Genomic DNA, 13,120 nt, shown 5'->3' with positions numbered 1-13,120 from the left:
CACGCTCTCGGGCCCCGGCGGGCATTACTGAAGGTTTCGGCATCAAATCCGCATGCCTCATGCCGCATCGGCATGGGGAGAGATGTGCAAATTAGACTAAAGTCGTAGTTTTGTTGAGTGGTGTGAAAAAAACGTTTATGGACTTCGCAAGTCGTTGAACTGATGGTTTTTTTTCCGCCGCATTGTTTCCCAAGTTGCGGATTTGGTGGAAGTTTTGGGGCAAGGGGAAAGGCAGGCGATTGCATGGGGGGGCACTAAGTGTCTATGCTGGGCGTCCTTTTTCTCGCGACGACAGCTGGCTGCTGCTCCAGCCATAATAAATAAAAAACCCATTAGAATATTCCAACGCTGTCGTTTGATCAATAGTCTTTCTTTGAGGCACGCCCATGAACCGAGGCCTTCATCAACCAGGCGAGTTCCGTGACAACTGCGGATTCGGCCTGATAGCACATATGGAAGGGCAGGCGAGCCATGACCTGCTGAGAACCGCCATCGAGTCCCTTACCTGTATGACCCATCGTGGCGGTATCGCCGCCGATGGCAAGACCGGTGATGGTTGCGGCCTGCTGCTCAAGATGCCCGAGGCGTTCATGCGCGAAGTGGCCGGCGAAGCTCTGGAAGTGGAGCTTGGCGAGCTGTTCGCTGTCGGTGCCGTGTTCCTGCCCGATGACGATGCCAAGGAAGCGCGTGCCCGCGGCATTCTCGAAGGTGAGCTGCGTGCCTGTGGTCTCGTGATTCGCGGCTGGCGCGACGTGCCGGTGGATCCCTCTTACTGCGGCCCCATGGCGCGGGCCTGTCTGCCGCGCATCCGCCACCTGTTCGTCGAGCCGGGCAAGCTCGGCGATCTCGAGCGCTTCGATGTCGACCTGTTCATGGCCCGCCGGCGTGCCGAACAGATGCTGCGAGACGAAGAGGACTTCTACGTCTGCTCGCTGTCATCCCAGGTGATCTCCTACAAGGGCCTGATGATGCCGGTGGACCTTCCCACCTTCTATCAGGATCTGGGCGACGAGCGGCTGCAGACCTCCATCTGCGTCTTTCACCAGCGCTTCTCTACCAACACTGCGCCGCGCTGGCCGCTGGCTCAGCCATTCCGCCTGCTCGCCCACAACGGTGAGATCAACACCATCGAAGCCAACCGCGGCTGGGCGAACTCGCGCAAGGCGAATTTCGTCAACGAGCGGTTGCCGGACATCGCCGAGCTGGATGAGATCGTCAACACCGTGGGCTCCGACTCCTCGAGTATGGACAACATGCTCGAAGTGCTGCTGATGGGCGGCATGGAGCTGCATCGCGCCGTGCGCATGATGGTGCCGCCGGCCTGGCAGAACGTCGAGACCATGGGCGCAGAGCTGCGCGCTTTCTACGAATACAACTCCATGCACATGGAGCCCTGGGACGGTCCCGCCGGTCTGGTCATGACCGATGGCCGTCAGGCCATCTGCATGCTCGACCGCAACGGCCTGCGTCCGGCGCGCTGGGTGATCACCAAGAACGGCTACATCACCTTGGCCTCGGAGATTGGCACTTACGGATACAAGCCCGACGACGTGGTTGCCAAGGGGCGTGTGGGGCCGGGACAGATTCTCGCCGTGGACACTCATACCGGCGAAGTGCTGCACACCGCGGACATCGACGAGCGGTTGAAGTCGGCCTACCCCTACAAGCGCTGGCTGAAGGAAGAGGCACACTATCTCGAGTCGGCACTGACGGAGCTGGCCAGCTTCCAGAACATGGATGCCGACGCAGTCAACACCTGGCAGAAGATGTTCCAGGTCAGCTTCGAGGAGCGCGACCAGGTGCTGCGCCCGCTGGCCGAGAGCGGCCAGGAGGCGGTGGGCTCCATGGGGGACGATACGCCCATGGCGGTGCTGTCGCGCAAGCAGCGCCTGCTCACCGATTACTTCCGTCAGAAGTTCGCCCAGGTGACCAATCCGCCCATCGATCCGCTGCGTGAAGCGATCGTGATGTCGCTGGAAACCTGCATCGGTGCCGAGCTCAACGTGTTCAAGGCCACGCCCGAGCACGCGCACAGGATCATACTGACCACTCCGGTGCTGTCGCCGCGCAAGTTCACGGCGCTGCTCGAGCAGGATGACCCGGCCTTTACCCATCACCGCCTGTGCCTGGGCTACGACCCCGAGCAAATGGGCCTGAAGGCGGCTATCGTCGAGCTGTGCCGCCAGGCCGAAGCGGCGGTACACGATGGTAAGGTGCTCCTGGTCCTTTCCGACGCCAACCTGGAGAAGGGGCAGCTGCCGATTCATGCGGCGCTCGCAGTGGGCGCGGTACATCATCATCTGGGCAAGTTGGCGCTGCGCCCGCGTGCCAACATCGTGGTCGAAACCGGCTATGCCCGTGACGCTCACCAGATGGCCGTACTGTTCGGCGTCGGTGCCACCGCGGTATTTCCGTGGCTTGCCTATCAGGTCATGGCCGACATGCACCGCACCGGCGAGCTCACCGGCAATCCTGCGGATGCCCGCGAGAACTACCGCAAGGGCATGCAGAAGGGGCTTTACAAGATCCTCTCCAAGATGGGCATCTCGACCCTGGCCTCCTATCGCGGCTCGCAGCTGTTCGAGGCCGTTGGCCTTTCGTCCGAAGTGATCGAGCTGTGCTTTTCCGGCATGGCCTCGCGCATCGAGGGCGCCGGCTTCAGCGAGCTGCAGCTGCAACAGGAGCTGCTGGCCCGTGACGCCTGGACGCCGCGCAAGGGTATCGTTCAGGGTGGGCTGCTCAAGTACGTCCACGACCATGAGTACCACGCCTATAACCCTGACGTGATCAAGGCGCTGCAGGAGGCCGTGCAGGAAGGCGACTACGTCAAATGGAAGAAGTTTGCCCGCCTGGTCAATGAGCGACCTGCGGCCACCATTCGCGACCTGCTGGGGCTCAAGCCTGCCGAGACGGCCCTGCCGCTGGAGGAAGTGGAGAGCATCGACGAGCTGATTCCTCGTTTCGACAGTGCCGGTATGTCATTGGGCGCGCTGTCGCCGGAAGCTCATGAGGCACTGGCTCAGGCCATGAACGAGGCCGGTGGGCGCTCCAACTCAGGTGAGGGCGGGGAGGATCCGGCGCGCTACGGCACCATTCGCAGCTCCAAGATCAAGCAGATCGCCTCGGGCCGCTTCGGCGTCACCCCGGCCTACCTGGTCAACGCCGAGGTATTGCAGATCAAGGTGGCTCAGGGCGCCAAGCCCGGCGAGGGCGGCCAGCTGCCCGGTGGCAAGGTCAACGATCTGATCGCGCGGCTGCGCTACTCGGTCCCCGGGGTAACGCTGATTTCGCCGCCACCGCACCACGACATCTACTCCATCGAAGATCTGGCGCAGCTGATCTTCGACCTCAAGCAGGTCAACCCCGAGGCTCAGGTATCGGTGAAGCTGGTCTCCGAGCCCGGCATCGGCACCATCGCCACCGGCGTGGCCAAGGCCTACGCCGACCTGATCACCGTGTCCGGCTACGACGGCGGTACCGCGGCGAGCCCGCTTACCTCAATCAAGCACGCCGGCAGCCCTTGGGAGCTGGGCTTGCCCGAGGTGCATCAGGCACTGCGCATCAACGGCCTGCGCGACAAGATCCGCCTGCAGACCGATGGTGGACTCAAGACCGGCCTCGACGTGGTCAAGGCAGCGATTCTCGGCGCCGAGAGTTTCGGCTTCGGCACTGCGCCGATGGTGGCGCTGGGCTGCAAGTACCTGCGTATCTGTCACCTCAACAACTGCGCCACCGGTGTGGCCACCCAGCATCAGTATCTGCGCGACGAGCACTTCCGCGGCACCGTGGACATGGTCAAGAACTACTTCCGCTTCATCGCCGAAGAGGTGCGCGAACTGCTGGCGGTGATGGGCGTGCGCAAGCTGACCGACCTGATCGGCCGTACCGACCTGCTCGAGGTGCTGGAAGGCGCTACCGCTTCTCAGCGCAAGCTCGACCTGTCGCCGCTGCTGGTCAACGACTTCGTCCCGGCCGATGCGCCGCAGTTCTGCCAGGTTAGCCGCAACGTGCCTCATGACCCGGGCGCCAAGAACCAGGAGGTGCTGGCGGCCATCGAGCAGGCCATCGCCGACAAGAGCGGCGGTGAGTTCGCCTTCACTATCACCAACTGCGATCGCTCGGTGCCGGCGCTCTCCTCGGGCGCAGTGGCCAAGCACTACGGCGAGGCCGGGCTGGAGGATGCTCCCATTACGCTGCGCTTCACCGGGGTGGCCGGTCAGAGCTTCGGCGTGTGGAACGCCCGCGGGCTCAATCTCTATCTGGAAGGCGATGCCAACGACTATGTCGGCAAGGGCATGAACGGAGGCAAGGTGGTGCTGGTACCGCCGCGTGGCAGCCGCTTCGAAAGTCACAAGACGGCGATCATCGGCAACACCTGCCTGTATGGGGCCACCGGCGGCAAGCTGTTTGCCGCGGGCACCGCCGGCGAGCGTTTCGGCGTACGCAACTCAGGCGCCCATGCCGTGATCGAAGGAGCCGGCGACCACTGCTGCGAATACATGACCGGCGGACTGATCTGCGTGCTCGGCGAAACCGGGGTCAACTTCGGTGCCGGCATGACCGGCGGCTTCGCCTATGTGCTCGACGAGGATCGCTCCTTCGTCGATCGTTACAATCATGAGCTGGTGGAGATCCACCGGGTCAATACCGAGGCCATGGAGGCCTACCGGCGTCACCTGCGGGAGATCATCGAGGAGTTCGTGGCCGAGACCGACTCGGCCCGCGGACGCGAGATCCTCGACGACTTCAGCGAATTCGTTCGCCATTTCTGGCTGGTCAAGCCCAAGGCGGCGAGCCTTGGCAGCCTGCTTGACGAATCGCGCAGACGTCCCGAGTAAGCCGGATATCCAGGAGACACGATCATGGCCAATCGCTTGACCAGAAACGACTTTCAGTTTCTCGACGTGGGTCGCCAGGACCCGCAGAAAAAGGACGCTCGCAAGCGCGCACGTGAATTCGGCGAGATCTACGAGCCGTACAAGCCCCAGGAGGCAGCCAGCCAGTCCCACCGCTGCCTGCACTGCGGCAACCCGTACTGCGAGTGGAAGTGCCCGGTGCACAACTACATTCCCAACTGGCTGCAGCTGGTGGCCGAGGGCAACATCCTCGAGGCCGCCGAGCTCTCCCACAAGACCAACTCGCTACCCGAGGTGTGCGGTCGGGTGTGCCCGCAGGATCGCCTGTGCGAAGGCGCCTGCACGCTCAACGACGGCTTCGGCGCGGTGACCATCGGTTCGGTGGAGAAGTACATTACCGATACCGCCTTCGCCATGGGCTGGCGCCCCGACATGTCTCAGGTCGTTTGGACCGACAAGAAGGTCGCCATCATCGGGGCCGGTCCGGCGGGACTCGGCTGTGCCGATATCCTGGTGCGCAATGGCGTCAAGCCGGTGGTGTTCGACAAATACCCCGAAATCGGTGGCCTGCTGACTTTCGGCATCCCCGAGTTCAAGCTCGACAAGACGGTGATGGAGCGGCGGCGTGCGGTGTTCGAGGAGATGGGCATCGAATTTCGACTCAACGTCGAGATCGGCCGCGACATCGACTTCGACACGCTGCTTGACGAGTACGATGCGGTGTTCCTCGGCATGGGTACCTACAAGTACATGACCGGAGGCTTCCCCGGCGAGGAGCTGCCCGGCGTACACAAGGCGCTGGACTATCTGATCGCCAACGTCAACCACTGCCTCGGTTTCGAGAAGGATCCGGCCGACTACGTCTCGCTGGAAGGCAAGAAGGTGGTGGTGCTGGGCGGCGGCGACACCGCCATGGACTGCAACCGCACGGCGATTCGCCAGGGTGCGGACACGGTGACCTGCGCCTACCGCCGCGACGAGGAGAACATGCCCGGCTCCAAGCGCGAGGTGGCCAACGCACGCGAGGAGGGCGTCGAGTTCCTGTTCAATCGCCAGCCGGTGGCGGTGGTGGGAGAAGGCAAGGTAGAAGGCGTCAAGGTCGTGCGCACCCGCCTGGGCGAGCCCGACGAGAACGGCCGCCAGCGTCCCGAAGTGGTGCCGGGATCCGAGGAGATACTGCCGGCCGACGCCGTGGTCATCGCCTTCGGCTTCCAGCCGAGCCCGGCGCCCTGGTTCGAGAAGGTCGGTATCGAGCTCGACGAGCGTGACCGTGTGGTGGCGCCGGAGAAGGGCACCTATGCCTTCCAGACCACCAATGAGAAGATCTTCGCCGGTGGCGACATGGTCCGCGGCTCCGACCTGGTGGTCACTGCCGTGTTCGAAGGGCGGCAGGCCGCCGAGGGCATCCTCGACTACCTCGGTGCGTAAGCGCTGCCAGGCGCTTTGCTCCTCGATTCGCCCCGGCCATGTGCCGGGGCGTTTCGTTTTTCACCTATGCGCTCTTTTCCAGCTTCTCGACAGCTTCTAGGCTTTGAGCAGGTACATTCCGCTGAGGAGCGATCATGGACGAGACGCGAACGGATCTTGGGCTTGCCGACGCGCAGGGCGAGCCGGTGGCACCCGAGCGGCTGATCTTTGCCGACGATGGGCGCATTCCCAACAGCCGTCTGGCAACGCTGGCCTTTCGCTCGCACGGTGTGAAACCGGTGCTCGATCGCGAAGCCATCGCCCAGCGCTTCGAGCGACTGTTCGCCGAAAACGGCTGGCATCCGAGCTGGCGTGGCGGGGTCTACGATTATCACCACTACCACTCCATCGCCCACGAGGCCTTCGGGGTGCTCTCGGGCTGGGGGCGGCTGCGCCTGGGAGGCGAGCGCGGCGACGACGTCGAGCTGCGCACCGGCGATGTCCTGGTGCTGCCGGCGGGTACCGGTCATTGTCACCTCGAAGCCAGCGACGATTTCCTGCTGCTGGCGGCCTATCCGGAGGACCAGCAAGAACTCGACTTGCTGAGAGCCGACCCGGCCGAGCACGCTGCCGCGTTGACGCGCATCGCCCGGGTCTCGCGCCCCCCGCACGATCCGCTGGGTGGCGACACCGCATGCTGGTGGCCATGAGTGCGGACACTTGGCAGCAAAATTGAGCCATTGGTCGTAATCTGCTACGCTGTCGTCCCATCCTGGCGCGGCTTTCTGCCAAGCCTCACGATCACGTTTCGACAGGTTCTTCATGACACGATATATCTTCGTGACCGGCGGCGTTGTGTCCTCACTCGGCAAGGGCATTGCGTCTGCCTCGCTGGCGGCGATTCTCGAGGCGCGTGGCCTCAAGGTCACCATGCTCAAGCTCGATCCCTACATCAACGTGGATCCGGGCACCATGAGCCCGTTCCAGCACGGCGAGGTGTTCGTCACCGAAGATGGCGCCGAGACCGACCTCGACCTGGGCCACTACGAGCGCTTCATCCGTACCAAGATGACCCAGCGCAACAATTTCACCACAGGGCGCGTCTACGAGCAGGTGCTGCGTCGCGAACGTCGCGGCGATTATCTGGGTGGCACCGTGCAGGTGATCCCCCACATCACCGACGAGATCAAGCGCCGGGTCTATGCCGGCGGCGAGGGCTTCGATGTGGCGCTGGTGGAGATCGGCGGCACCGTGGGCGACATCGAGTCGCTGCCGTTCCTCGAGTCGATCCGCCAGATCAGAAGTGAGCTGGGGGCGAGCCGGGCGATCTTCATGCACCTCACCCTGGTGCCCTACATCAAGACCGCCGGCGAGACCAAGACCAAGCCCACCCAGCACAGCGTCAAGGAGCTGCGCTCCATCGGTATTCAGCCCGACATCCTGATCTGTCGCAGCGAAGTGGAGCTGGAAGAGACGGAACGGCGCAAGATTGCGCTGTTCACCAACGTCGAGGAGCGTGCCGTGGTGCCACTGCAGGATGCCGATACCATTTATCGCATCCCGCTGATGCTGCATGAGCACGGCCTCGACGAGATCGTCTGCGACAAGCTGCGCCTCGAGGCGCCCCCGGCCGATCTGACCGAGTGGGTCCACGTGCTCGATGCCAAGCTCAATCCGCTCAAGTCGATCAACATCGCCATGGTCGGCAAGTACATGGAGCTGCTCGACGCCTACAAGTCGCTCAACGAGGCGCTGATTCACGCCGGCATCCAGACCCGGGTGAAGGTCAACGTCGACTACATCGACTCCGAGATCATCGAGCGCCAGGGCACCGAGCGCCTTGCCGGCAAGGATGCCATCCTGGTACCGGGGGGCTTCGGTGAGCGCGGCGTGGAAGGCAAGATCGAGACCGCCCGCTACGCTCGCGAGAACGGCATCCCTTACCTCGGTATCTGCCTCGGCATGCAGGTGGCGGTGATCGAGTTCGCTCGCAACATTGCCGGCTGGGCAGATGCCAACTCCACCGAGTTCACCCACGATACCCAGCATCCGGTAGTGGGTCTGATCACCGAGTGGATCACCGCCGAGGGCAAGATCGAGCTGCGTGACGAGGCTTCGGATCTGGGCGGCACCATGCGTCTGGGCGGCCAGGTCTGCCACCTCGAGCCAGGCACCAAGGCCCGCGAGGCGTACGGCAGCGACGAAATTGTCGAGCGGCATCGCCACCGCTTCGAGGTCAACAATCAGTTCATCGATCGGCTCGAACAGGCCGGTTTGGTGGTTTCCGGCAGGAGCGTGGACAACTCCCTGGTGGAGATGGTCGAGCTCCCCGACCACCCCTGGTTCGTGGCCTGCCAATTCCATCCCGAATTCACCTCCACGCCACGCGACGGCCATCCGCTGTTCACCGGCTTCGTCAATGCGGCGCTGGAGCACAAGGCGGCGCGAACCCGCGCGCTAGCCCCGCATCAGGAGTGAGTCCAATGACGCTTGCGACCCCCGCCCCCGAACGTCATGTCTCCATTGCCGGCCTCACCGCCGGCAATTCTTTGCCGCTGATGCTGCTCGGCGGCATGAACGTGCTGGAGTCCCGGGATCTGGCATTGGAAGTTGCCGCCGCCTACGCCGAGGTCACCGACCGACTCGGCATCCCCTATGTATTCAAGGCGAGCTTCGACAAGGCCAACCGCAGCTCCATTCACTCCTACCGCGGGCCGGGTCTCGAAAAGGGTCTCGAAATCCTGGCCGAAGTGAAGTCTCGCTACGGTGTGCCCGTGATTACCGACGTACACGAACCGTGGCAGGCCGAGCCGGTGGCCGAAGTGGCCGATATCATTCAGCTGCCTGCCTTCCTGGCGCGTCAGACCGATCTGGTGGTGGCCATGGCCAGGACCGGCGCGGTAATCAACATCAAGAAACCGCAGTTCGTCGCGCCTCACGAAATGCGCCATATCATTCGCAAGTGCGAGGAGGCGGGCAACGATCAAGTGTTGCTTTGCGAGCGTGGCTCGAGCTTCGGGTATAATAACCTGGTGGTCGACATGCTTGGCTTCGGTGACATGAAGCAGACGGGCTGCCCGGTATTTTTCGATGTCACTCATGCACTGCAGCGGCCGGGAGGTCGGGCCGACAGCGCCGACGGGCGGCGTCAGCAGGTCGCCGAGCTGGCACGTTCCGGCGTAGCCGTGGGGCTGGCCGGAATCTTTCTCGAGGCGCACCCGGACCCAGACAACGCTCTGTGCGATGGCCCCTGTGCGCTGCCGCTGGATCAGTTGGAGCCCTTTCTGGCCCAGATGAAGGCGCTCGACGATCTGGTCAAGGGCTTTCCCGCACTGAAGATAGAATAAGACCGATTACCAGGCAGCTGCTGTATAAGCCGAGAGAGAAAAAGCGCTTTCCCATCGACTCAATCAACGCTGACTGAAAGAAAGGACAACAGAGATGACCAAGATTGTCGAAATCCACGCCCTCGAGGTGCTCGACTCCCGTGGCAACCCCACGGTTCAGGCCGAAGTACGCCTGGAGAGCGGCGCCGTTGGCGTGGCCTGCGCGCCGAGCGGTGCTTCCACCGGCTCGCGCGAGGCCCTGGAGCTCCGCGATGGCGACAAGACACGCTATCTGGGCAAGGGCGTGCTGAAGGCAGTGGAGGCTGTCAACGGCGCCATCCGCGAGCGCCTGATCGGCATGGATGCCCGCGATCAGCGGGGTCTCGACAATGCCATGCTCGAACTGGACGGCACCGACAACAAGGCCAAGCTCGGCGCCAACGCCATTCTGGCCGTGTCGCTGGCGGCAGCCAAGGCGGCTGCCAATGCCAAAGGCATGCCGCTGTATGCACATATTGCCGAGCTCTATGGCCAACCGGGTCGCTACAGCATGCCGGTGCCGATGATGAACATCCTCAACGGCGGCGAGCATGCCGACAATAACGTCGACATTCAGGAGTTCATGGTGCAGCCGGTGGGTGCGCCCAACTTCCGCGAAGGGCTGCGCATGGGCACCGAGATCTTCCATGCGCTGAAGAAGGTTCTTTCCGCCCGCGGCCTGGCCACTGCGGTCGGCGACGAGGGCGGTTTTGCCCCCAACCTGGAGTCGAACGCCGAAGCGCTTGCGGTGATCAAGCAGGCCGTTGCCGATGCCGGCTATACGCTGGGCCGCGACGTCACCCTGGCCCTCGACTGCGCCTCCTCCGAGTTCTACAAGGATGGCCAGTACAACCTCTCCGGAGAGGGCAAGTCTTTCGATGCCAACGGCTTCGTCGACTACCTGGCGGAACTGTGCGACCAGTACCCCATCGTCTCCATCGAAGACGGCATGGACGAGTCGGACTGGGAGGGTTGGAAGGCGCTGACCGACAAGCTCGGCGACAAGGTTCAGTTGGTGGGCGACGACCTGTTCGTCACCAACACCAGGATTCTCAAGCGCGGTATCGACGAGAAGATCGGCAACTCCATCCTGATCAAGTTCAATCAGATCGGCTCACTCTCCGAAACCCTGGACGCCATCAAGATGGCTCAGGATGCCGGCTTCACTGCGGTGATCTCCCACCGTTCCGGCGAGACGGAAGACACCACCATTGCCGATCTGGCAGTCGGTACCTCGGCCGGCCAGATCAAGACCGGCTCGCTGTGCCGCTCCGACCGCGTCGCCAAGTACAACCGTCTGCTGGTGATCGAAGAGCAGCTCGGCGATCGTGTGAGCTACCCTGGACGCTCGGCGATCAAGGGTCAGTAAACCGAGTTTTGAAGTAGAGCCGACGTTATCGCTGACAAACGTGTAAGAGATCGCCTACACAGAAGCGACGAACTAAGCTTAGTCGTACTAGGAAAAACCGATACTTTGCGTGTCGGTTTTTTTCTATCTCATTGTTTTTCAAGTTTCTTCAAGGGGCTCTGTCAACCGGGAATCCCAGGCAAGGTTGTCTGGGCCGCATTTGCGTCTTCTACGGGAACTGCCAGAATGCATCTGGGACAAGGCAGAGCGGGAGGCTCTCCAGCAGGATGCAACGGGATGCTTGATTCGTGGCACGCCCGGTGTGACAGGATGTCGCCTCCGGGTAGGGAAGCTGCCACAGGAGAGAGGGCGGAAGGAACCGCCCAGGGGTAATGCTGGGTGCCGGGCGGCCTTATGGGCCGCCTTTTTTTTCGTCTTTTCTCTACGCTGATTCTGCCTCGGCTCGCGGCGCTCGGTGGTCGCGCCGCTCTAGCAGTGCTCGAGGCAGGCAGGGCGGGGAAGAGCCTTCAGCGCTTCAGATGAGCCTTCAGCGCTCCAGATACTGCAGCTTGCCGGGCTTGCCGTCCCACTCCTCGGCATCGGCGGGCGAATCCTTCTTCTCGGCGATATTGGGCCAAACCTCCGACAGCTCGGCATTGAGCTCAATGAACGCTTCCTGGCCCTCCGGCAGCTCATCCTCCGAGAAGATCGCTTCGGCGGGGCACTCCGGTTCGCACAGGGCGCAGTCGATGCACTCGTCCGGATGGATCACCAGGAAGTTGGGCCCTTCGTAGAAGCAGTCCACCGGGCAGACCTCGACGCAGTCGGTGTACTTGCACTTGATGCAGTTTTCGGTGACGACAAAGGTCATGCCTGTCTCCCTCCTCTCAGCCGGGACATGACGTCCCGGTTGGTGATGTTCGGTATCAGTCTTAATCCTGAAAGTTATAAAAAACTAACTTTTTATAAGGACGGAATAATTGGACGCTTCATTCTAGTCATGGCCACCAGCCTGAGCAAGCCGCAGGCTCACTAGAGTTGCTCGCGCCAGGCATAGATCAACTCCAGGGCCTGGCGTGGCGTCAATCCGTCCGGGTCGAGACCGGCGAGAACATCGAGCAGCGGGTGCGGCGCGCTGGCGAACAGATCGCTCTGCATTGGCTTGGCGTCACCTCCGGCATCGCCGCTTTTGCCGTGGCTGCTGCGATCGACCTCCTGCTGTTCCAACTGCGCCAGCTTGTCCCGCGCCCGTGCGATGACGGACTGCGGTACGCCGGCCAACTGGGCAACCTGCAGCCCGTAGCTCTGACTGGCGGGGCCCTCTTCCACGCGATGCATGAACACGATCCCGTCGCGATGCTCGGCGGCGGTCAAGTGTACATTGGCTACGCCATCGGCATGCTCGGCCAGCGCAGTCAACTCGAAGTAGTGCGTGGCGAACAGCGTAAAGGCTCGCGTGCGGGTCAGGTGCTCGGCGCTTGCCCAGGCCAGCGACAGCCCGTCGAAGGTGCTGGTTCCGCGGCCGATCTCATCCATCAGCACCAGGCTCTGGTCGGTGGCGTTGTGCAGGATGCTGGCAGTCTCGGTCATCTCCACCATGAAGGTTGAGCGTCCGCCCGCCAGGTCGTCTGAGGAGCCGATGCGGGTGAAAATTCGGTCGATGGGGCCGATGCAAGCCTCCTCGGCGGGCACGAAGCTGCCGGTGTGCGCGAGCAAGGTGATCAGCGCGGCCTGACGCATGAAGGTCGACTTGCCCCCCATGTTGGGACCGGTGATCACCAGCATGCGGCGGCTGTCATCGAGGACCAGATCGTTGGGCACGAAGGGGGCGTCGCTGACGTGCTCCACCACCGGGTGGCGGCCGCCGCGAATCTCGATGCCCGGCGCCTCGGCGAGCTGTGGCCGCGAGAAGCCCAGCGCCTGGGCGCGTTCGGCGAAGGCCGTCAGCACGTCCAGCGCGGCCAGGGCACGACCGCTGCCCTGCAGTGCGCCAAGTTCCGCGTTCAAGGAGTCGAGCAGGCCGTCGTAGAGCAGCTTCTCACGGGCCAGCGCCCGCGACTTGGCCGACAGGGCCTTGTCCTCGAACTCCTTGAGCTCGGGAATGATGAAGCGTTCGGCGTTCTTCAACGTCTGGCGGCGCACAT

The 13,120-nt window shown here is 63.0% G+C and carries 8 protein-coding genes; 6 read left to right on the top strand and 2 right to left on the bottom strand.

Annotated features, from left to right (window positions below):
* Nucleotides 1–386 precede the first annotated feature (386 nt).
* From gltB to eno, 6 genes are all read left to right on the top strand, one after another.
* On the top strand, nt 387–4,838 hold the full coding sequence (gltB, locus tag AC2VNO_RS03990; RefSeq protein ID WP_486932927.1) for a glutamate synthase large subunit: 4,452 nt from the start codon (nt 387–389) through the stop codon (nt 4,836–4,838).
* 24 nt (nt 4,839–4,862) lie between these two features.
* On the top strand, nt 4,863–6,284 hold the full coding sequence (locus AC2VNO_RS03985) for an FAD-dependent oxidoreductase (RefSeq protein WP_486932926.1): 1,422 nt from the start codon (nt 4,863–4,865) through the stop codon (nt 6,282–6,284).
* Between the two features lie 134 nt (nt 6,285–6,418).
* Nucleotides 6,419–6,973, top strand: a complete 555-nt coding sequence (locus AC2VNO_RS03980; RefSeq protein WP_486932925.1) for a cupin domain-containing protein — start codon at nt 6,419–6,421, stop codon at nt 6,971–6,973.
* Nucleotides 6,974–7,085: 112 nt separating this feature from the next.
* A complete protein-coding gene (pyrG, locus tag AC2VNO_RS03975; RefSeq protein ID WP_486932924.1) occupies nt 7,086–8,741 on the top strand; it encodes a CTP synthase in 1,656 nt (551 codons plus the stop codon).
* A gap of 5 nt (nt 8,742–8,746) precedes the next feature.
* Nucleotides 8,747–9,610: a 3-deoxy-8-phosphooctulonate synthase gene (gene kdsA / locus AC2VNO_RS03970; protein ID WP_486932923.1), complete on the top strand. Its 864-nt coding sequence runs from the start codon at nt 8,747–8,749 to the stop codon at nt 9,608–9,610.
* Between the two features lie 94 nt (nt 9,611–9,704).
* Nucleotides 9,705–10,997 carry a phosphopyruvate hydratase gene (eno, locus tag AC2VNO_RS03965; RefSeq protein WP_486932922.1) on the top strand — a complete coding sequence of 431 codons (1,293 nt, stop codon included), beginning with the start codon at nt 9,705–9,707 and terminating at the stop codon, nt 10,995–10,997.
* Nucleotides 10,998–11,523: 526 nt separating this feature from the next.
* Here the strand turns inward: eno and fdxA are convergent.
* Nucleotides 11,524–11,847 (bottom strand): ferredoxin FdxA, encoded by a 324-nt coding sequence (gene fdxA / locus AC2VNO_RS03960; protein ID WP_486932921.1) that lies wholly within the window; start codon nt 11,845–11,847, stop codon nt 11,524–11,526.
* A 161-nt stretch (nt 11,848–12,008) separates the two neighbouring features.
* A partial coding sequence (gene mutS / locus AC2VNO_RS03955) for a DNA mismatch repair protein MutS (RefSeq protein WP_486932920.1) occupies nt 12,009–13,120 on the bottom strand: 1,112 nt, incomplete at its 5' end.

Source organism: Halomonas sp. TH-94, assembly GCF_057473365.1.
Note: the sequence above shows the minus strand (reverse complement) of the source record. Positions and strands in the feature narration are given on the sequence as shown.